The sequence below is a fragment of the uncultured Clostridium sp. genome (assembly GCF_910588715.1).
In the GTDB taxonomy this organism is placed as follows: Bacteria; Bacillota; Clostridia; order Clostridiales; family Clostridiaceae; genus Clostridium.
In genome coordinates this window covers 789,075-811,124 of record NZ_CAJURG010000001.1, presented here as the reverse complement: position 1 = coordinate 811,124, position 22,050 = coordinate 789,075, and the positions used below count along the sequence as shown (strand labels likewise).

Here is a 22,050-nt window from a genome sequence, read left to right as displayed (position 1 = left end):
TATATGAAAAATATAAATTCTATTGTAGATAGAATACTATATAAACATATAATATATTATTGAATAAATTATGAAATCGTTTTGAAGTGTTTGTGATAGTATATAATTTATTTATGTGGGGGTGTGTTTATGCAAGTCATAAAAAGGGATGTAAGGGTGCAAAGTTTAGATGTTATTAAAATCAGAAGTAGTATATTAGGTGCATCTATTGATAGTGATACAATTATAAACGAAGCTGATTTGAAGGTATTAAGCACTAGTGTTTTAAAAATATTAAAAGATTTAAGGGGAGATGATGGAATTACATCAACCTATGAAATCTTTGCAGTAATAATAGAAACCCTTAATGTTGATGGATTTTATGATATTGCAATGTCTTATTTAGGATATAAAAATTGTGACAGATAAAAGGTGAGTTGTAATAACGCTTTAAGCTCTAAAGCTTTTATTGTTATTACAACTTTTTTTATTGTGTTATATTAACTTTAGGAAAAATTTTTATAAATAATAATATCACGATATAAGTAGATTATATGTTATAATAAAACAGAAATTTTATTGCAAGGGATGGTTTAAAAGTTTATGTATAAATTAATAGCAATCGATATGGATGGAACGCTTTTAAGGGAAGATAAAACAGTTTCTGAGAGAACAAAAAGTGCTATAAAGGCGGCAAAAGAAAGAGGTGTTCAAGTTGTAATTGCAACTGGAAGACCAATTGATGGAGTGACAAGATATTTAGAAGAGCTTGATATGTATGGTGAAGATAATTATGTTTTAACATATAATGGTGGGCTAGTATTAAAAACTAAAGGTAGACAAGTAATTTCACAAATAGCATTAACAGGTGCAGATTTACATTATTTACATAACTTAAGTAAAAAATTAGGTGTAAATATTCATGCTTTTTCAGATGTACATGGATTAATAACTCCTAAAAATAGCAAATATACAGAAGTTGAAGCAAATATAAATGGAATAAGAATAAATATAAACGATTATTCAAATATAGAAGATGATCATTCTATAATTAAAGTTATGATGATTGATGAACCAGATGTATTACAAAAGGCAATAGATAATTTACCAAAGGAAGTTTATGATAAATATACTGTTGTTAGAAGTGCACCATACTTTTTAGAGTTTTTAAATAAAGCCGTAAATAAGGGAACTGGTGTTGAATTATTAGCAAAACATTTAAATATAAAGCAAGAAGAAATAATGACTTTTGGGGATGCAGGAAATGACCTTGATATGATAGTTTATGCTGGTATGGGTGTTGCAATGGAAAATGCATTTGAAGAAGTTAAAGAAGCTGCAAATTATATTACTGATTCAAATGAAAATGATGGTGTTGCAAAAGCTATAGAAAAATTTGTACTTAATTAAATAATTAATATTTTTTAAAGTCTGCTTATAGCAGGCTTTTTTTATATTAATAATAAATATTATACTTTTAGAATAAATATGTTTTAGTGTTATTTTAAGGAGGGGGAGGCTATGCCCATAAAAATTCCAATTGATTTACCTGCATTTAAGGTTTTATCTGATGAAAATATTTTTGTAATGAATAGTGAAAGGGCAATAAATCAAGATATAAGACCATTAAAAATAGCAATATTAAATTTAATGCCTAAAAAAATTCAGGCAGAAAATCAGTTGCTTAGATATTTGTCTAATACACCTATTCAAGTTGAAATTAAGCTTTTGCAAACAGAAACGTATAAATCTAAAAATACACCTCTTGAGCATATGAGAAAGTTTTATAGTTATTTTAACGATATAAAAAATGAAAAATTTGATGGATTAGTAATAACAGGGGCACCAGTTGAACAATTAGAATTTGAAGATGTTATGTATTGGAATGAATTAAAGGAAATAATGGAATGGAGTAAAAGCAATGTGTATTCAACTCTTCATATTTGTTGGGGAGCTCAGGCAGGATTGAATTATCATTATGGAATTCCAAAATATCAGTTAGAAAAAAAGATGTTTGGGGTATTTAAACATTTTATAAATGATAAAAATGCAGATCTTACAAGAGGATTAGATGATACTTTTTATGCACCTCATTCTAGACATACCGAGGTAAGAAGAAGAGATATAGAAAAAATTGATGAATTAGATATATTATCAGAATCAGAAGAGGCTGGAGTATTTATTGTTGCTAATAAAAACAGAAGACAAATTTTTATATTAGGACATTTAGAATATGAAAGAAATACTTTAAGTGATGAATATTTTAGAGATGCTACTAAGGGATTAAATATAGAAATTCCTAAAAATTACTTTCCAAATGATAATCCAAACTTAGAACCTATGGTAACGTGGAGAGGAAGTGCAAGTGTAGTTTTTAGTAATTGGATTAATTATTGTGTATATCAAAATACTCCATATAATTTAGAAGAATTATAATTAAAAAGATTATTAAATTGATTCATAATCATAAGTTAAAAAAGTCAATTTAATAATCTTTTTTAGTGAAAAAATTTCTATAAAGTAAAAGAAACTAAAATTAAAAAAGCATATATTTTATAAAATTTCAAGACATGTTTTTTATAATTTAATGTATTATAATGAGAAATATTGTAGATTAAAATATATAAAAATAAGGATAATTTAGGAAAGTTAATAAAATATAAAGAAAATTAAAGTGCTTTTAAGAAAGATATAGTAAATTCCTTTAAAACACCATGAACTATATGTTGTGTTTAAAATAAAAAAATAGTACAATATGTTGTGTGTTTAAAGGAAATAGTATTAATATAAGCACTATTTTTTTATAAATTTTTCACAAGGTGGATTATGTAAAATATACTGAAGTTTAGGAGTGGTATTAATTGAAAGTAATTAAAAGAGACGGAAGTACAGTAGAATTTGACAAAAGCAAAATAAGAGAAGCTATAACTAAATCTATGAAAAATGGAAGTGGAATATTTTTAGCTGATATTGCAAGATTAATCGCAAATGATGCTGAAAAATATTTTGGAAAGCAAGATGAAATAGCAACTATTTATAAAATAGAAAGTTATGTTTATGATAGATTAGTTCATTATGGGCAAGCTGAAACTGCAAGAGCATATGAAGGTTACAGAGCTGTACAAGAGTTTAAGAGAAATACAAATACTACTGACGATAGTATATTAGAGCTTTTAAGTAAGAAAAATGAAGATGTAATGAAAGAAAATTCAAATAAAAATCCTGTAGTATCTGCAACACAAAGAGATTTAATTGCAGGGGAAGTGTCTAAGGATATTGCTAGAAGAAAGCTTATTCCGGCTCATATAGTTCAAGCTCATGATGAAGGGGCAATTCATTGGCATGATATGGATTATACTATATCACCTATGTTTAATTGCTGCTTAATAAATTTAGAGGATATGTTTACTAATGGAACAGTAATAAATGAAAAATTAGTTGAGGAACCTAAAAGTTTTGGGACAGCATGTACAGTAGCAACACAAATAATTGCTCAGGTTTCTTCTAATCAATATGGTGGACAAAGTATTACTATTAAACATTTAGCTAAATATTTAAAAGCAACAGAAGATAAGGCATTTAAACATTATATGGAAATGCTTAATGATGAAAGTCTTGCTACTAAATTAGCTAAAGATATGAAGATGAAGGAACTTAAAGATGGCGTTCAAACTATAAGATATCAATTATCTACATTACAAACAACTAACGGTCAAGCTCCATTTAGTACAATTTATTTAGAAATAGAAGAAGGCCATAAATATGAAGAAGAAATGGCTATGATTTGTGAAGAAATGATAAGACAAAGACTTGAGGGAATGAAAAATTATAAGGGTCAAGAAATAGGAGAAGCATTCCCAAAATTAATATATGTTCTTGATGAGCATAATTGTCTTGAAGGTGGAAGATATGATTATATAACTAAACTTGCAGCAAAATGTACAGCTAAGAGATTAGTACCAGATTATCAAAGTGCAAAGATAATGAGACAAAACTATGAAGGGAATACTTTCCCACCAATGGGTTATAGTAATTAAGTGTAAGACTACGGCTCATGTAAAACCTTGTGAACCCAGGCAAAAGGGGTGTCAGTATAAAGCTGGCTAACGATGAAACCTAAGTCAGTAATGATATGGTAATATCGTGCGAAGTTCTGTAATAAGAAGTCTTACTATATTTTAAGAAAGATAAATATGGTAGATTATGAAAAGAAGCTTTAAAATTTATAAAATAACTTGTAAAATTAATAATAAAGTATATATAGGCCAAACTATTGAAACATTAACACAAAGATTTAATAGACATATGGGATACCAAAAAGACGAACATGATACTAAATTTTATAGGGCTATTAGAAAGTATGGAAGGGATAATTTCTATATAGAATTATTGGAGGAAGTGTCAAATCAAAAAGAATTAGATGAGCGTGAATATTATTGGATATGCTTTTATGATTCTGTTAAGAAAGGATATAATACTAAGAATAGTATAGGTAAATGTGGAGGAGATACATTATCTAATCATCCTAATAAAGAGCTTATTAGTAAGAAGATAAGTAATAGCAAGATTGGGGATAAAAATCCAATGAGAATTAATGGTGGATTAAAGGGTGAAAGAAATGGAATGTATGGAAAGCATTTAACAGAAGAGCAAAAAAGCAATATAAGCAAGAAATTAAAGGGGGGAACTAGAAGTGAAGATGAATGTAGAAAAACAAGTGAATCACTTAAAGGGGTACCTAAAAGCAAATCTCATATTGAAAATCTAAAAAAATCTCATTTAGGAGATGATTATTATAGAGAAGTTGTTATTGTTGATGAATATGGAAATATAATAGAACGATTTAAAAATAAATCTGAATATTATAGGGGAATGGCTATAAAATACAATGTTGGAAGAACATTTTTGGAGCTATGGATTAAAAATAAAAAGAAATGTAAAAATAGAAAAAATCTTGAAAGATTTAAGCCTCTAGAAAATAAGAGAGCATTGTATTATGATGAATTTATTACAGAAAACGTGTAGAGACTATCGAAACCACATTGAGATAATGTAAGGGAGTAGAGTACATTGGAGATTAGCACCAATGGAAGTGCAAGGCGTGATGAAGGTCTGGTGAACTGGAGCGAAGAGATAGTCCAAACTAATAGAAATATTGGAGTAGAATGTGTAGATCACACTTAAGTCCTTGGAAGGATGCAGAAGGAAATTATAAGTGGTATGGAAGATTTAATCAAGGCGTTGTTAGTTTAAATTTACCACAAATAGCTATAATAGCTGATAAAGATATGGAGATGTTCTGGGAAATGCTTGATCAAAGGCTAGAACTTTGTAAAGATGCTTTATTAACTAGACATAAAATGTTACTTGGAGTAACTTCAGATTCAAGCCCAATACATTGGCAACATGGAGCTATAGCAAGACTTAAAAAAGGTGAAAAAATAGATAAGTTATTAAAAGATGGATATTCAACTCTTTCACTTGGCTATGTTGGCATAGCAGAAATGGTTCAGGCTATGTTAGGAGTAACTCATACTTCTAAAGAAGGAGAGAAGTTTGCTTTAGAAGTAATGAATCATATGAAGAATAAGTGTGATGAATGGAAAAAGGAAACAGGACTTGGATTTGGTCTTTATGGAACTCCAGCAGAAAGTTTAATTTATAGATTCTGCAAAATAGATAAAGCAAGATTTGGAGAAATAAAGAATGTAACTGATAGGTTATATTATACAAATTCATATCATGTTCATGTTTGTGAAGAAATAGATGCATTTAGTAAATTAAAGTTTGAATCTCAATTCCATGGTATATCATTAGGAGGATGTATTTCTTATATTGAAGTGCCAGATATGAATAAAAATGTTGAAGCAATTGAAGATATAATAAACTTTATATATCATAATATTCAATATGCTGAAATTAATACAAAATCTGATGTTTGTTATAAATGTGGATTTAATGGAGAAATGGAATTAGATAAAGAAAGTTTAACATGGCATTGTCCATCATGTGGAAATGATGATGAAAGTGAATTACAAGTTATGAGAAGAACTTGTGGATATATAGGAAGTTCATATTGGAATAAAGGAAGAACTGCTGAAATTGGAGATAGAGTTCTTCACTTGTAGAATATATAAAAAAATGAGAGTTTTACCTCTCATTTTTTTATATAATAATTTTGGAAGCATTAAAAATAAGATTAGAGCTTTATTAATTAAATGTGAGGTGTTTTTAATGAAATATGCTAAAATTAGAAAACTAGATGTAACAAATGGCCCAGGAATACGAACAACGCTTTTTGTAAGTGGATGTACACATAATTGTGATGGGTGTTTCAATAAAGAGCAACAAGATTTTAATTATGGGAATGAATTTACTAAAGAAGTCGAAGATATGTTTATTGAATTAACTAAGTCAAGACAAATAAAAGGAGTAAATATATTAGGTGGAGAACCTATGCAACAAATAATGGATGATACATTATTAAATCTTTTAAAAAGAATAAAGATTGAAACAAATAAACCTATTTGGGTTTGGTCAGGATATAAATTTGAAGAGATAATTAGTAATCCTAAAAGATTAAATTTATTAAAAGAAGTAGATGTCTTAATAGATGGAAAATTTGAAATAGATAAAAGAGATATAATGCTTAAATATAGGGGTTCATCGAATCAAAGAGTAATAGATGTAAAAAAGTCCTTAGAACAAGATAATATAGTAGAAATATTATAAAAATAAATAAAATTAATTACAATGCTAAAAATAATAAGGAATCTTTTAGTATTGTAATTTTTTTATTTATCGAGATATTATAAATTATGTTAAAAATCATAAAATTAATTATACTATTAATATATTGTATTTTATAAGGAAAGGGTAGAAGATATGAGGAGAATAAAAAAATATATATTGATTTTAATATTAATAATTACTACATCATTAATATTAATTGGGTGTGGTGATATAAAAGTAAGTACAGACACTTCAATTAATATTAACGGAACTAGTGACACAAAAATAAAAGTTTATTATGATGATGTTATAGGTAAATTAGTAAACAATGATTTAATGTCAAAAATAATTAATAAAGTTGAAGATGGTATTTCTGATAAAGTAGATTTTGGAGAAATAATTAAATCAAAAGAAGGAAATTTTAACATAGAGGAAGTAAATGTATCTACTAATAAAGTAAAAATAGATGAAATATCAAATTTAAGTAGTGATTATTTTAGTATAATTGAAGATAAAGAAAATGGAATTTTTCTTGATAAATATAAAATAACACTTAAACTTAATGAAAGTGCAATAGATATTATTAGTGATTATATAAATAGTAATATAAATAATAATTTAGGGTTAGATTTTGGAAGTTTAGTAAACAAAAACATAGGTGTTTTAATTGGAGATATCCCAATTGATGTATCAATATCTATGCCTATTAAAATAATAGATACAAATGCTGATGAGATAATTAATAATAAAACTATAAATTATTCTTATACAGTAAATGATTTAAATGAAAGTAATAGTATAATTATAGGATTTAAAGCACCTAATTTAAAAAATATATTAATTTATTTAGCAATAATTATTTTGATAATATTAACACCTATTTTTTATTACATTAAAAAAAGAAAAAACGTTAAATCTTAATAAAATTATATAAAAAATACGTAATTAAATAAAATTATATTAATCATTTAAAACTTTAATTATACAAAAGTAATGATTAAAACTTTATTTAGTATTATAATAAAAAAGTTAAGGGAGGATACTTCCTTAATTTTTTTATGAAGGTAATTTACAAAAATATAAAGTTGTATATTAGAAAAGTGGTGATTAAGTGTTAGGTCTTATAGGAGTAAGAAAAAATGTTGATATAAACATAAGAGAAAAGTTAGCAATTTCATTAAGTAAGCAATCAAAAGCATTAAGGGAATTAAATAAGTTATATGAAGAAGTAGTAATAATAAGCACATGTAATAGAACAGAAATTTATATTTCAGGATGCTTAGGAATTGAAAAGGAAATAAAAAATATATTTGAATTGTTAGATTGGGATACCTCACTTTTAGAGTATACTTTTCATCTTGAAGGTATAAATGTAGCTAAGCATTTATTAGAAGTGGCTTGTGGATTCCACTCTAAGATATTAGGAGAAGACCAAATATTAGGTCAGGTAAAACAAGCATATGAGTTAAGTTTAGAGCATAATGCTATACATACAAAACTTTTAAGATTGTTTGAAGAAGCAATAAGCTGTGGAAAAAAGTTTAGAACAGAAAGTAAATTATATGAAATACCAGTATCCTCATCATCTATTGCAGTAAATGAAGCTGAATACTTTGATGCAAAGAGTATTATGGTAATAGGATATGGAACTATAGGCAGTTTAGTGGTAAAATATGCCCTTGGAAGTAAATTTGAAAGAATATTTATTGTTGTAAGAAATAAAGATAAAGTACAAAATTTAAAAGATGAAAGAGTTAGCATTTTAGATTTTAATGAATATAGAAAATTTATTAATGATGTAGATGCAATTATAAGTTGCACATCAGCTCCTCATATTATTATAAAAGATGATTATATAAATAAATTTGGAAAAGAGCTAATGATAATTGATTTAGCATTACCAAGAGACGTTGATAAATCTTTATATAAAAATAAAAGAGTAACTTTATTTGATATAGATACCATAAGTAAATTAGATGTACATAATAAAAAATTAAGAGATGAAAAAATGAACGAATATAAATTTTTGATTGATAAATATTTAAATGATTATAAAGATTGGTTAAATATTAGAGAAGTTACATATTATATACATGAAATGAAGAATACAGGAAATAATGTTGTAAAAAGTAGAGTTAAATCTTTTGAACATAAATGCAAGGATAAAAAGGATATTGATTTAGCTAAAACATTGATAAAAAGCACATCGGATTATTATATAAATAGAGCTATAAAATTATTAAAGAAAGAAAAGTTAGAAGGGCGTGAAGAGGAATGCCTAAATATCTTAAAGCAAATCTTCATGGAGAATTAAGTTATGCACCAATAACTCTTTTTGGAGAAAAGCTTAAAATTGGAGTAATAGGGGCAGGAAGAGGTGCATTAATTAAAGTAATAAACTTTTATAATAAGGGAAGTAATATAGAAGTTTTAGCATTAGATTTTTTAGAGGATTTTTATAAATTTGATAAGGATAAAGTAAAACTAATAAAAGGAAAATATAATAGAGAGTTTTTATTAGATAAGCATTTAATAATAATTGCTATTGATGATAGTATAGTAGTAAATAATATTAAAAAAGATTGCAAAAAACTACATAAAATTTATATAAATTCATCAAAATTTAAAGAAGGTATGGGGGTAGTACCAGTTACAAGGGAAAGCAAATTTATTACTGTAGCTGTAAATACTAAGGTTGGTAATCCTAGAGGCTCAGTAATGGTTGCAGAATCTATCACTAAATCTTTACAAGAGTTTGATGAATATATAAGATTGACAGGAAAAATAAGAAATTCATTAATTTTAGATAAAGAAATTAAGGATGATTTATTAAAGTTTATAAACAGTAGTGATTGTAAGTTTTTTTATGATAAAGGTAAGATTTTTGAAGTATTTAAATTATTTTATGATGAAGATATAGTTATTAAGATAAAATCCTTAGGGAAGGAAGAGGAGTACATATGGAATTAATTTTAGCAACTAGAAAAAGTTTATTAGCCCAAACTCAAACAGATACTGTTATGAAGCTATTAAAAGATAAGGTTGATATGGAAAGTAAAAAGTTATTAGTAGTAACAGAAGGGGATAAAAGGTTAGATGTAACACTAGATAAGATAGGGGGAAAAGGATTATTTACAAAAGATATAGAATTAGCTTTATTAGATGGAAAAGCACATGCTGCTGTACATTCAATGAAAGATGTTCCTTATGAAATGGGAGAAGATTTTGAATTAGTAGCAATGCCAGAGAGAGAAGATGTAAGAGATGTGCTTGTATGTCAAAATGGAGAAAAGTTAAGTGAATTAAGAAAAGGTGCAATAATTGGAACAAGTAGTATAAGAAGATCAGCTCAATTAAAAGCTTTAAGAGATGATATTAATATTGTTCCTATAAGAGGAAATGTTGGAACTAGAATTGAAAAAATGAAAAATGAAGGTATGGATGGAATAATACTAGCAGCTGCAGGTTTAAAAAGGCTAGGAATGGAAGACATAATTAGTGATTATTTAAATCCAGAAATATTTGTCCCTGCTGTATCTCAAGGAGCATTAGGGATAGAGTGTTTAAGGAATAGTCAATATAATAGTTATTTTAGGAGTTTAGATGATAAGAATGTAAGGATAGCCGTAGAAGCTGAAAGAAGTTTTATGAGAGAGCTAAATGGTGGATGCCATAGTTTAATTGGAGCATATGCAAAACTTCAAGGAAATGATATGTATATAATAGGAATTTATGAAGTTAATGGAAAAATAATTAAAAAAGATATTTTAGGAAATAAAGATGAACATATTGAACTTGGGAAAAAATTAGCTCACAAAATATTAAGAGCGTAAATTTAAAATACATAAAATAAAGAAGAAGGTAGGCATTAATTATGAAGGGAAAAGCTTATATAATAGGAACTGGGCCAGGTGATGAAGATTTATTAACTATTAAGGCGGTTCGAGTATTAGAAAAGTGTACAGCAGTACTTTATGATAGATTAGTTTCTAATAATATTTTAAATTATTTAAATGAAGATTGTTTAATTTATTATTGTGGAAAGGAGCCAGGAGCTCATTATAAAACACAAGATGAAATAAACGAAATGTTAGTTAAACTTGTTAAAGAAGGACATATAGTTGGAAGAGTAAAAGGTGGAGACCCTTACGTTTTTGGAAGAGGTGGAGAAGAGGTATTATCACTTGTTGAAGAAAATTTAAACTTTGAAGTAATACCAGGGGTAACATCACCAATATCTGTTTTAAATTATGCAGGGATTCCAATAACTCAAAGGGCTATAGCACAAAGCTTTCATATTGTAACTGGTATGACAAGTGCAAGTGAGAAAATAAATTGGGAAGCATTAGCAAAGGAAAATGGTACTCTTGTTTTTATGATGGGTCTTGAAAATATAGAAAGAATAGTAAGTAACCTAATTAACAATGGAAAAGAAAAAACAACACCAGCAGCAGTTGTAATGAGAGGTACTTCGTCTAAGCAAAGAAAAGTAATTGGAAGATTAGAAAATATTTCTGAAGAGGCAAGAAAAGCAAATTTAAAATCACCTTGTATAATTGTTGTTGGTGAAGTGGTAAATTTAAATGAAAAGTTATCTTGGTATGAAGAGAAACCTTTATTTGGAACTAATATATGTATAACTAGATCAAGAGAACAAAGCTCTAGTTTAAGAAGTTCTTTAAAGGAGTTAGGTGCAGAAGTAACAGAAATAAATTCAATAAAAATTAATCCAACTAAAGAAAATTTAAAACCTTATTTAGAAAAACTTTCTACTTATGATCATATTCTTTTAACATCAGTAAATGGTGTAAATAATTTCTTCGATTATTTAATAGAAGAAAATTATGATGTTAGAAATTTAAAAGCTAAATTTTCTGTAATTGGTAAGGCTACCAAGAAAGCATTAATTAAAAGAGGAATAGTACCATTTGTAATGGCAAGAGAGTTTGTTGGGGAAGGATTATTTAAAGTTTTAGCACCGCATTTAGTTAAAGGAGAAAAGGTGTTAATTCCATGCTCATCAAGTAGTAGAAATTATTTAATTGATGAAATAAGCAAATTAGGGTTAGAAGTAGATAGAGTTCATACATATGACACCGTGTGCGGTACATTAAAAAATAAAAGAGTATTTGATGAAGTTGATTATGTATTATTTACAAGTCCAAGCACAGTAATAAATATGATTGATATGTTAGGCATAGAAGCTATAAGTAAAAAGAAGCTTATTGCAATAGGTCCTCAAACAGCAAAAGCAATAAGAGAAAAGGATATGAAGTGCTTTATGTGCAAGAAACATTCAGAGGAAGGATTCCTTAAGGAAATAATAGATTTTAAGGAGGCGGAAGATATTGTTTAGAAGAGGTAGAAGATTAAGAGTAAATTCTGCAATAAGAAGTTTAGTAAGAGAAAATTCTTTAAGTGTAGATGATTTTATTTATCCTGTATTTGTAGTTGAAGGAAATAATATAAAAAGGGAAATTAGTTCTTTAAAGGGAAATTATCATTGGTCTATTGATAGATTAGGAGAATTAGTTAATGAACTAAATGAAGCTAAGGTTAAATCTGTAATATTGTTTGGAATTCCTGACCATAAAGATTGTGTAGGAAGTGAAGCTTATAATGAAAATGGAATAGTTCAAAAGGCTATAAGAAAATTAAGAGAATTAAGCAATGACTTATATATAATTACTGATGTTTGTATGTGTGAATATACAGACCATGGACATTGTGGAATATTAAATAAAGATAATGTAAATAATGATAAAACTTTAGTATATTTAGGAAAAATAGCATTATCACATGCTAAAGCTGGAGCTGACATGGTTGCCCCTTCAGATATGATGGATGGTAGAATATCATACATAAGAAATGTTTTAGATGAAAATGGATATGAAAATTTACCTATTATGAGTTATGCAGCTAAATATTCATCAGCATTTTATGGACCATTTAGAGAAGCAGCAGGTTCTGCTCCAAGTTTTGGAGATAGAAAGGGCTATCAAATGGACCCAGCAAATTCTAGAGAAGCAATGGCGGAAATAGAAGCTGATTTAAATGAAGGTGCAGATATAATAATGGTTAAACCTGCAATGTCTTATCTTGATATAGTAAAAGAAGCTAGAGATAAAATAAATGCACCTATATGTGTTTATAATGTTAGTGGTGAATATGCTATGGTAAAAAATGCAGGAGAAGCAGGGCTTATAAATGAAAAACTAGTAGCTTTAGAAATGCTTTTATCTATGAAAAGAGCAGGAGCTAAGATGATAATAACTTACTATGCCCTAGAAGCAGCAAAGTGGCTTAAGGAGGATTAATAAATGTCTAGTAAAGAAATTTTTGAAGAATCAAAAAAATATATGCCTGGTGGAGTTAATTCTCCAGTAAGAGCTTATAGAGATATGGGAATAGACCCTCCAGTTATGAAGTCAGGAAAAGGCGTAATAATAAAAGATGAAGATGGAAAAGAATATATAGATTTCGTTTTAGCATGGGGACCAATGTTATTAGGACATTGCAATGAAGAAGTAGTAAAAGCAATAAAAGAAATTTCTGAAAGTGCAATAGCCTTTGGAGCTCCAACAGAATTAGAACTTCAAATGAGTAGATTCTTATGTGAAGAAATGGATAACGTTGAAATGGTTAGGTTTGTTAACTCAGGTACAGAAGCTACTATGAGTGCAATAAAGCTTGCTAGGGGATATACTGGAAAAAATAAAATTATAAAATTTGCAGGATGTTATCATGGGCATTTTGATGGCTTTTTAGTTGAAGCAGGTTCTGGAGTATTAACTGAAGGAATAGCTGGATGTTTAGGAATACCTAATGATAGTATAAAAAATACTTTAGTTGGTATTTATAATGATATGGAACAAGTAAGAGGACTATTTGAGGCCTATGGAGATGATATTGCAGCAGTTATAATTGAGCCCGTAGCTGGTAATATGGGAGTTGTAAAGGCAGAAGATCAATTCATGGAAACTTTAAGAGTATTATGTGATGAGTATGGATCATTATTAATATTTGATGAAGTTATGAGTGGATTTAGAGTTGCGTATAAAGGAGCTCAAAGCTTATTTAATGTAAAGCCAGATTTAATTACATACGCTAAAATAATAGGTGGAGGTCTTCCTTGTGGAGTATATGGTGGAAGACGTGACATAATGAAAAAATTATCACCACTTGGAGGTGTATATCAAGCTGGAACTATGTCTGGTAATCCTGTTGTTATGGCAGCTGGAATATCAACACTTAATATACTTAAGGAAAATCAAGAGATATATAATCATATAAATAAAATAGGTGATAAACTTCAAAGAGGAATCGAAGAAATAGCAAGAGAAAAGGGTATAAAATTAACAGTAAATAGAGTTGGGGGAATGATGACAGTATTCTTTACTGATAGAAATCCAGTAAGAAGCTATGACGACGCAAAAAGCTGTGATTTAGAAATGTTTAAAAAGTATTTCTTGCATATGTTAAACAGCGGATTTAATATACCACAATCTCAATTTGAATCAATGTTTTTAAGTGCTGTTCATACAGAGGAGCATATTGATAAGTTCCTAGAAGCATTTAGAACATTAAAAGTTTAAATTATTAACTAATATAAAGGGGGATATTTTATGAGTAAGGCAATAGTTTTAGTGGCTTTTGGTAGTACAAATTTAGAAGGAATTAAAAAAAGCATAGGACTTTTAGAAAAAGATTTAAATAATTATTTTGGAAAAGAGTATACAATATTTAAGGCTTTTACATCTAATAAAATTATTGAACTTTTAAAAGAAAGACATAACTATATAGTATTACATTTAAATAAAGTACTTTTTAATTTAGTTAATCAAGGATATGAAGAAGTAATAATACAGCCATTACACATAATGAGTGGAAGAGATAAAAGACAAATTGAAGAAATTGTCAATGAATATAAATATTCAATGGAAAAACTAATAATTAGTAAAGCATTGTTTAATGATGAAGGTGATAATTTAAGTAAAGAAGTTTATGAAGTTGGAAGTATAATTTCAGAAAACATATCTGATGATAATATTTTATTAGTAGGTCATGGCTCAAAAACTAGTTCTAACAAACTATATGATTTGATAGAGGAGTCTGTTAGGGAAATTACTCATAAAAAAGTTTATATGGCAACATTAGAAGGTGAAAAAACAATAGATAATACTATTGAAATGTTAATAAAAGATAAAGTTAATAATTTAATAATAAAGCCACTATTTATAATTCCAGGAAAGCATGTTGTATCAGATATATCTATTGGAGATAAATCTTGGATAGAAATGTTAAAAGAAAAAAATATTAATGCAACTATTAACGAAAATTCCCTACTTCAATATGAAAAAATTAGAAAATTGTATATAAGCAATATTAATGAAGTTATTTTAAAATAGTTAATAATAAATAAATTAATTAATAAATAAAGAGATTCTTTTTAGAATCTCTTTATTTATTATAAAAGTAAACCTTTATTATTGATAGTTTGATTAAATTTTAAGTAATGGAAGTTTTTGTTTGAAAAGTTAAGAAAAAAGTTGTATCATATATAATTGTGATAAAAAATACAAAGATTAATTATTATTAGGTAGAGGTGTAAATATGTACAAGAGAGAAATTGATAATTTAACTCACTCTGCAGAAGTTAAAATTGGTTTACTTAATAGAAGTATTGCTAAATATTTAACATCTGCATTTTTAGGAAGCTTTTTTGTAAGCTTAGGAATTATGTTAATTTATTCTATTGGCGGAATAATGCATCATGCAGAAGTAGGAACTTACAAAATATTAATGGGAGCATGTTTTGGAGTTGCTTTAAGCTTAGTTTTTATGTGTGGTGGAGATTTATTTACAAGTAATGCAATGATAATGACTATAGGAGCTTTAGAAAAAAAAGTAACTTGGTTAGATGCAGTTAAGATTTGGGTTGTAGTTTGGATAGGAAATTTAATTGGTGGAGTTGTTGGAGCATTTTTATATATACAAGCTGGTCTTGCAAATGGTAAAAGTGAATACATTGGAGAATTTATTGTAAATAATGTTGCTACAAAAATGAATACTCCAGGAATGGAATTATTTTTAAGAGGTTTATTATGTAATGTTTTAGTTTGTCTTGCAACTTGGATGGCATATAAACTAAAAGAAGAAACTGCTAAAATATTAATGATTTGGTGGTGCTTGTTTACATTTATAACAGCTGGATTTGAGCATAGTGTTGCTAATATGGGATTCCTTACTATGGGATTATTGTTACCACATGGAGCTGATGTTAGCATTATGGGAATGGCTCATAACTTACTTTGGGTTTCATTAGGAAACTTTGTTGGTGGAGTATTATTTGTTGGTTTACCATACTACTTCATAACTAAAGAGAAGAAAACGGCTTAATATATGAGAAGTGTTATATGAAAAAAATTTTATATAGCCTATAAATAAAAATTATATATAATAATAAGAAAGCTATTAATATTGAGTTGAAAAACTCAATATTAATAGCTTTTTTATTTTTAAATTTAAAGTAGATTAAAATAGTAAGAAATAAATATTGACAAATAATGAGTATTAGAACATAATAAATATGAGAAGAAAATTCCATTTTAAAGAGAGGAGAAATAAAATGAAAGCATTTGTTGATGAAAATGTATGTATAAGCTGTGGATTATGTGAAGGAGTATGTCCAGATATATTCTCACTTGATACTGGTGTTGCAGTTGCAGTTGAAGATGTTGCAGCTGAATTTGAAGATGGTGCAAGAGAAGCTTGTGATGGTTGTCCGGTACAAGCTATTTCAATAGAAGAGTAATTAATTTTATTATTAAAGAAAAAGGAGATTGATTTTATGTCAAAGGTATGTTTATGTAGAGGAATATCAGAAGAACAAATTGTTGAAGCAATAAAAAATGGAGCAACGTCTTTTGAAGAAGTTAAGGAAGAAACTGGTGCAGGTGCTGGTGGATGCCGTGGCGGAAGATGTAAATGTAATATTGAATTATTAATTGAAAAGAATAAATAATTTTTAATTATTAAGGTAGAGTGTAAAAGAAGATACTCTACCTTATTTTATTAATATTAATTATTCAACTTTAAAAATCCAACCTTCTGGAGCTTCAACATCTCCAAATTGAATTCCACAAAGAATTCTATAAAGTTCTTTAGTAATTGGGCCAACTTCAGTTTCACTATAAAATACGTGAAGTTTATCTTTATATTCAATTCCTCCAATTGGTGTAATAACTGCTGCAGTACCACAAGCACCAGCTTCTTTAAATTCATCAAGGGAGCTTATTGGTACCTTTCTTTCATATACAGGCATGTCTAAATACTTTTCTGCAATTTCAATTAATGAGTATTTAGTTATGCTTGGTAATACTGATGGTGATTTAGGAGTAACAAATTCATTATTTTTTGTAATTCCAAAGAAATTAGCAGCCCCAACTTCCTCAATATATGTTCTAGTAGCAGGATCTAAATATATGCAATCTGCAAATCCCCTATCAGCAGCTATTTTATGTGGATGCATTGAAGAGGCATAATTACCACCAACCTTTTGTCCGCCAGTTCCATGAGGAGCAGCTCTGTCATAATCTGCAATCATAAAGTTACAGGGTGTCATACCACCTTTAAAGTATGCTCCAACAGGTAGGCAAAATACACAAAATATATATTCTGGTGCAGGTTTAACACCTATATTATCACCAACCCCAATAACAAAGGGTCTTAAGTACAAAGTAGCACCTGTTCCATATGGAGGAACATAATCTTTATTTGCTTTAACAACTTGCATGCAAGCATCTATAAATTTTTCTTCAGGAATTTCAGGCATAAGTAATTTATTAAGACTATCATTAAGTCTTGCTGCATTTCTATCAGGTCTAAAAAGCTGAATATCACCATTTTTAGTTCTATAGGCTTTTAACCCTTCAAAGCATTGTTGACCATAATGAAGAGCGCAAGAAGCTTCACTTATATGAAGTATATTATCTTCAGTTAAATGCCCCTCATCCCATTTACCATCTTTCCAAGTTGAAATATAACGAAAATCAGTTTTGATATACTCAAAACCTAAGTTGTTCCAATCAATATTTACTTTATTAGTCATTTAAATACCCCCATTTTATTTTCTTAATTATTTATTTTACCACTAATAATGAAAATCTTAAATAAAAAATATTGAAATTTATACCAAAAAATAATTTAAGAATCAGATTAAAGTTAAAAGTTTTAATAAGGTATAGTTGATATATATTAATCTAGATGTATAATAAATACATATATTAATATATGATAAGGAGGAAAAGAATTGAAAAAGGAAATTATTTATACAGATAATGCTCCAAAAGCAATAGGTCCATATTCACAAGGAATTATAGTAGGTGATTTTGTTTATACATCTGGGCAAATTCCAATCGATCCACATACAGGGGTTATGGAGAGTGATATAAGACTTGCAACTAAACAATCAATGGAAAATGTTAAGGCAATATTAGAGGAAGCAGGAACATCTTTAGAAAATGTAGTTAAGACAAGTATCTTTTTAAAAGATTTAAATGATTTTGATATAGTAAATGAAGTTTATGGAGAATATTTTGCTGAAAATAAACCAGCAAGAAGTTGTGTTCAAGTAGCAAAATTACCTAAAGATGCAGTTATAGAAATAGAAGCTATAGCAACTAAATAATATTAAAAAATAATAATTATTAATAAAAAGACCTAAAGGTCTTTTTTATTTTTTTTAAATATAGTAAATTATATATTTGTAAAATAGCATTATTGGGAAAAAATATTTTTATAGTATATTTATTGTCTATATAAGAATATTTATTATAGTATTTTAGAAAGGAAGTATAAGTTATGAAAAAAAGAAAATTTAAATTTATAGCAGTAGTTTTAAGTGTTTTATTCGTTGCAAATTCATTTGTAGCTTGTAATAAGAAAAAGTATGATGTTACTATTAACTTTTTAAATTGGGGAGAAAATATAGCCGAAGGACTTATAGATGAATTTCAAGAAAAATATAATATAGGTGTAAATGAAATCTTTGTTGATGACAATGAAGCTATGTATCAAGAACTTATTTCAGGAAAAACACAATATGATGTAGCTGTACCTGGGGATTATATGGTTGAAAGGCTTATAGCAGAAGATAGGTTAGAAAAATTAGATAAGGATGCTATACCTAATTGGATTAAGCTTTCAGAAGATAATTTAGACAGACCATTTGATGAGGGAAATATTTATTCACTTCCATATATGAATGGAACAATAGGAATCGTATATAACAAAGATATAATAAAAGAAAATGTAGATAGTTGGAAGGATATGTGGAACCCAGAATATAGAGATGAAATATTTGTTTTAGATTCACAAAGGGATGCTATAGGAATGGCTCTTAAAATGTTAGGATATCCTTTAAATAGTACAGACCCAGAACAACTTAAAGAAGCAGAAGAAGCATTGATAAAACAAAAAGAATTAGGAACTATTTATGGTGCTGATAATGTTAAGGATTTAATGATATCAGGGGAGAGGGCTATAGCTATGATATGGTCAGGAGAAGGACTTAATTTAGCTGATGAGTATGATTATTTAGAATATGTTGTCCCAAAAGAAGGAGCAAACTTCTGGATAGATTCTTTAGTAATACCTAAAGGAACTGAAAATAAGGAAGCAGCAGAAACATTTATTAATTTCTTATGTGATACAGATAATGCATATAAAATAGCAGAAGAAATAGGATATACTACACCAAATAAAGAAGCTATGCTTAAGCAACCTGATAATGTTAAAAACAATAAGGGAGCTTACATTCCAAAAGAAATAATGGATAAATGTGAAGGTTATAAGTATTTAACTCAAGATGAACTTAAAATGTATGATGATGTTTGGATGAAGGTAAAGGGATAAATATATTTATATAAAATTAAGTTGTTATAGAGTTAAGAATTTATAATTTTAGTTTTGTAGAAAATTTAAATGTTTTGGTATATAATACTTATAAAAGGTATGAGCTTAGGAGGAGAGAATATGGATAAAATAATTGACTTTAATGAGCTTAAAAATAGAGTTAATGATAAAGATGTAGATCATTTTGAATCATATATTTATTCTTTATACTATAAAATGGCCGAAGGTAAGATTAATATGGCTGAATTTTCTAGAGAATTAGGAGAATATATGGAGAAAAATAATCTTTCTCCAGATAAATTCTTAAAAATGCAAACAAAGCTTATGGAAAGATACGGAATAGATGCGTCAGGATTTGAAGAGCAATTAAAATCTTTAGGGTTAGAAAATATATCAACTAATCCAGCAGATTATGAAAGAACACGTAGAACTTTAAGCTTTCAAGAAAAATATAAAAGTAGACTTAAGGTTAAAGGGGCTACAGAATATAGTATAAAGAATGATAAAAATAATCTTACAATTTTATTAGATGCCCATAATGTTATTTTAAAAAGTGAAGGATTAATTGATTTGACAGATAATGAGTTAAATGAGTTTTTATGTTCATATAAAAAGACTGTAGATAATGATTTACTTAAGATTTCAATTTGTGAAAATTCTAAAGAGTATGATTACTAAAAATAGAAACAAATTTCTATTTATTTTGATTTAAATTAATGTATAATAAATAAGGTGTGATGAATCAAATCACTCCTTATTTTTTTACTAACGGAGGATAATAATGAGCGTTTTAACAGTTAAAAATATAAGCCATGGATTTGGTGATAGAGCAATATTTGAAGATGTATCATTTAGATTACTTAAGGGAGAACATGTAGGTTTAATTGGAGCTAATGGTGAAGGTAAATCTACATTTATGAATATAATAACAAGTAAGTTAATGCCAGATGAAGGAAAAGTTATTTGGAGCAATAGAGTTAGAGTTGGATATATGGATCAACATGCTGAACTTGAAAAGGGCTTAACTATAAGGGATGTACTTAGAAGTGCATTTAAATATTTATTTGACATGGAAACTGAAATGAATGAGCTTTATGGAAGAATGGGCGAAATGGACGAAGATGAAATGAATAAAGCTCTAGAAAGAACAGCAGTTATTCAAGATATGTTAGACAATAATGGATTTTATGTTATAGATGCTAAGGCTGAAGAAGTTGCTAAGGGGTTAGGACTTTTAGATGTAGGTCTTGATAGAGATGTTACTGAACTTAGTGGTGGTCAAAGAACAAAAGTTTTATTAGGTAAGCTTTTACTTGAAAATCCTGATATTCTTTTATTAGACGAGCCTACAAACTACTTAGATGAAGCTCATATTGAATGGTTAAAAAGATTCCTGCAATCTTATGAAAACGCATTTATATTAATTTCACATGATATTCCGTTTTTAAATTCGGTTATTAATTTAATTTATCATGTTGAAAATAAAAAGCTTACTAGATATGTTGGAGATTATTATGAATTCCAAAGAATTTATGAAGCTAATAAGGCACAATTAGAAGCAGCCTACGAAAGACAACAGCAAGAAGTTGCGCAACTTAAGGATTTCGTTGCAAGAAATAAAGCTAGAGTTGCAACTAGTGGTATGGCAAAAGCTAGACAAAAGAAGCTTGATAAGATGGAAATGATTGAACTTGCAGCAGAAAAACCAAAGCCAGAGTTTAATTTCTTAAAGGGAAGAACTTCAGGTAAGGTTATTTTTGAAACTAAAGATTTAGTAATTGGATATAATGAAGCCTTAACTAAGCCTCTTAATCTTTATATGGAAAGAGGACAAAAGATTGCTTTAGTTGGAGCTAATGGACTTGGTAAAACTACTCTTCTTAAAAGCTTAATGGGATTAATTCCTTCATTAAGTGGAGAAGCTAATTTGGGTGAATATCAACAAATTGGTTATTTTGAACAAGAAATAAAGGATGCTAATTATAATACTTGTATTGAAGAGGTTTGGGAAAAATTCCCTTCTAAAACTCAATATGAAGTAAGATCAGCTCTTGCTAAGTGTGGTTTAACAACTAAGCATATTGAAAGTAAGGTATGTGTATTAAGTGGTGGAGAACAAGCAAAGGTTAGATTATGTAAGCTAATCAATGAAGAAACTAATATTTTAATATTAGACGAGCCTACTAACCACTTAGATGTTGAAGCAAAAGAGGAGCTTAAGAGAGCTTTAAAAGAATATAAGGGAAGTATATTACTTGTATGTCACGAACCGGAGTTTTATAAAGATGTTGTAACAGATATTTGGAACTGTGAGGAGTGGACTACTAAGGTAGTATAGTAAGCCACAACTAGACATTAGTGATATTGAATAAAAAAGGTCTTAGTTATGAATAACTAAGGCTTTTTTTGTACTTTAAATAAAGA

Annotated in this window: 22 protein-coding genes and 1 pseudogene; 22 read left to right on the top strand and 1 reads right to left on the bottom strand. The window is 27.8% G+C overall.

Going from position 1 to position 22,050, the window contains the following annotated elements:
• Nucleotides 1–129 precede the first annotated feature (129 nt).
• From QZ321_RS04030 to QZ321_RS03945, 18 genes and pseudogenes are all read left to right on the top strand, one after another.
• Entirely contained in the window at nt 130–408 is a 279-nt protein-coding gene (locus QZ321_RS04030; protein WP_294196257.1) for an ATP cone domain-containing protein, read from the top strand.
• 174 nt (nt 409–582) lie between these two features.
• The gene (gene yidA / locus QZ321_RS04025; protein WP_291746751.1) at nt 583–1,389 is read left to right on the top strand and encodes a sugar-phosphatase; all 807 of its coding nucleotides are present in this window, start codon (nt 583–585) and stop codon (nt 1,387–1,389) included.
• A 111-nt stretch (nt 1,390–1,500) separates the two neighbouring features.
• Nucleotides 1,501–2,415, top strand: a complete 915-nt coding sequence (gene metA, locus QZ321_RS04020) for a homoserine O-succinyltransferase (protein WP_291746749.1) — start codon at nt 1,501–1,503, stop codon at nt 2,413–2,415.
• Nucleotides 2,416–2,840: 425 nt separating this feature from the next.
• On the top strand, nt 2,841–4,016 hold the full coding sequence (gene nrdD / locus QZ321_RS04015) for an anaerobic ribonucleoside-triphosphate reductase (protein ID WP_347282917.1): 1,176 nt from the start codon (nt 2,841–2,843) through the stop codon (nt 4,014–4,016).
• Nucleotides 4,017–4,182: 166 nt separating this feature from the next.
• A complete protein-coding gene (locus QZ321_RS04010) occupies nt 4,183–5,004 on the top strand; it encodes a GIY-YIG nuclease family protein (RefSeq protein WP_291746745.1) in 822 nt (273 codons plus the stop codon).
• Between the two features lie 143 nt (nt 5,005–5,147).
• Nucleotides 5,148–6,107: pseudogene (nrdD, locus tag QZ321_RS04005) on the top strand (anaerobic ribonucleoside-triphosphate reductase); the annotation flags it as partial.
• A gap of 106 nt (nt 6,108–6,213) precedes the next feature.
• The gene (gene nrdG, locus QZ321_RS04000; protein WP_291740649.1) at nt 6,214–6,711 is read left to right on the top strand and encodes an anaerobic ribonucleoside-triphosphate reductase activating protein; all 498 of its coding nucleotides are present in this window, start codon (nt 6,214–6,216) and stop codon (nt 6,709–6,711) included.
• Between the two features lie 153 nt (nt 6,712–6,864).
• On the top strand, nt 6,865–7,632 hold the full coding sequence (locus tag QZ321_RS03995) for a hypothetical protein (RefSeq protein ID WP_291740650.1): 768 nt from the start codon (nt 6,865–6,867) through the stop codon (nt 7,630–7,632).
• 190 nt (nt 7,633–7,822) lie between these two features.
• Nucleotides 7,823–9,025: a glutamyl-tRNA reductase gene (gene hemA / locus QZ321_RS03990; RefSeq protein ID WP_291740651.1), complete on the top strand. Its 1,203-nt coding sequence runs from the start codon at nt 7,823–7,825 to the stop codon at nt 9,023–9,025.
• Entirely contained in the window at nt 8,986–9,681 is a 696-nt protein-coding gene (locus QZ321_RS03985; RefSeq protein ID WP_291740653.1) for an NAD(P)-dependent oxidoreductase, read from the top strand. The genes hemA and QZ321_RS03985 overlap by 40 nt, the downstream gene beginning before the upstream one ends.
• Complete coding sequence (hemC, locus tag QZ321_RS03980) at nt 9,672–10,544, top strand: hydroxymethylbilane synthase (RefSeq protein WP_291740655.1); 873 nt, start codon at nt 9,672–9,674, stop codon at nt 10,542–10,544. Before QZ321_RS03985 ends, hemC begins: the two co-directional genes overlap by 10 nt.
• A 41-nt stretch (nt 10,545–10,585) precedes the next feature.
• On the top strand, nt 10,586–12,067 hold the full coding sequence (gene cobA, locus QZ321_RS03975; RefSeq protein WP_291746741.1) for a uroporphyrinogen-III C-methyltransferase: 1,482 nt from the start codon (nt 10,586–10,588) through the stop codon (nt 12,065–12,067).
• A complete protein-coding gene (hemB, locus tag QZ321_RS03970; RefSeq protein WP_291746739.1) occupies nt 12,060–13,028 on the top strand; it encodes a porphobilinogen synthase in 969 nt (322 codons plus the stop codon). Before cobA ends, hemB begins: the two co-directional genes overlap by 8 nt.
• A 3-nt stretch (nt 13,029–13,031) precedes the next feature.
• Entirely contained in the window at nt 13,032–14,306 is a 1,275-nt protein-coding gene (gene hemL / locus QZ321_RS03965; RefSeq protein WP_291746737.1) for a glutamate-1-semialdehyde 2,1-aminomutase, read from the top strand.
• A gap of 30 nt (nt 14,307–14,336) precedes the next feature.
• On the top strand, nt 14,337–15,119 hold the full coding sequence (locus tag QZ321_RS03960) for a sirohydrochlorin cobaltochelatase (RefSeq protein ID WP_291746736.1): 783 nt from the start codon (nt 14,337–14,339) through the stop codon (nt 15,117–15,119).
• Between the two features lie 205 nt (nt 15,120–15,324).
• The gene (locus QZ321_RS03955; RefSeq protein WP_291740664.1) at nt 15,325–16,110 is read left to right on the top strand and encodes a formate/nitrite transporter family protein; all 786 of its coding nucleotides are present in this window, start codon (nt 15,325–15,327) and stop codon (nt 16,108–16,110) included.
• Between the two features lie 229 nt (nt 16,111–16,339).
• Nucleotides 16,340–16,525, top strand: coding sequence for a ferredoxin (locus tag QZ321_RS03950; protein WP_291740666.1), 186 nt, complete (start codon nt 16,340–16,342; stop codon nt 16,523–16,525).
• Nucleotides 16,526–16,561: 36 nt separating this feature from the next.
• Complete coding sequence (locus QZ321_RS03945; protein ID WP_291740667.1) at nt 16,562–16,735, top strand: (2Fe-2S)-binding protein; 174 nt, start codon at nt 16,562–16,564, stop codon at nt 16,733–16,735.
• 60 nt (nt 16,736–16,795) lie between these two features.
• Here the strand turns inward: QZ321_RS03945 and QZ321_RS03940 are convergent, their stop codons facing one another.
• Entirely contained in the window at nt 16,796–17,821 is a 1,026-nt protein-coding gene (locus tag QZ321_RS03940) for a branched-chain amino acid aminotransferase (RefSeq protein ID WP_291746733.1), read from the bottom strand.
• A 201-nt stretch (nt 17,822–18,022) separates the two neighbouring features.
• Here QZ321_RS03940 and QZ321_RS03935 point away from each other — a divergent pair, with 201 nt between their 5' ends.
• The 4 genes from QZ321_RS03935 (at nt 18,023) to abc-f (ending at nt 21,964) form a co-directional block, all read left to right on the top strand.
• Nucleotides 18,023–18,400 (top strand): RidA family protein, encoded by a 378-nt coding sequence (locus QZ321_RS03935; protein WP_291746730.1) that lies wholly within the window; start codon nt 18,023–18,025, stop codon nt 18,398–18,400.
• A 173-nt stretch (nt 18,401–18,573) separates the two neighbouring features.
• The gene (locus tag QZ321_RS03930) at nt 18,574–19,626 is read left to right on the top strand and encodes a spermidine/putrescine ABC transporter substrate-binding protein (RefSeq protein ID WP_291746727.1); all 1,053 of its coding nucleotides are present in this window, start codon (nt 18,574–18,576) and stop codon (nt 19,624–19,626) included.
• Between the two features lie 120 nt (nt 19,627–19,746).
• Nucleotides 19,747–20,304, top strand: a complete 558-nt coding sequence (locus QZ321_RS03925; RefSeq protein ID WP_291740672.1) for a DUF3867 domain-containing protein — start codon at nt 19,747–19,749, stop codon at nt 20,302–20,304.
• Between the two features lie 103 nt (nt 20,305–20,407).
• Nucleotides 20,408–21,964: a ribosomal protection-like ABC-F family protein gene (gene abc-f, locus QZ321_RS03920; RefSeq protein WP_291746723.1), complete on the top strand. Its 1,557-nt coding sequence runs from the start codon at nt 20,408–20,410 to the stop codon at nt 21,962–21,964.
• Nucleotides 21,965–22,050: the final 86 nt, after the last annotated feature.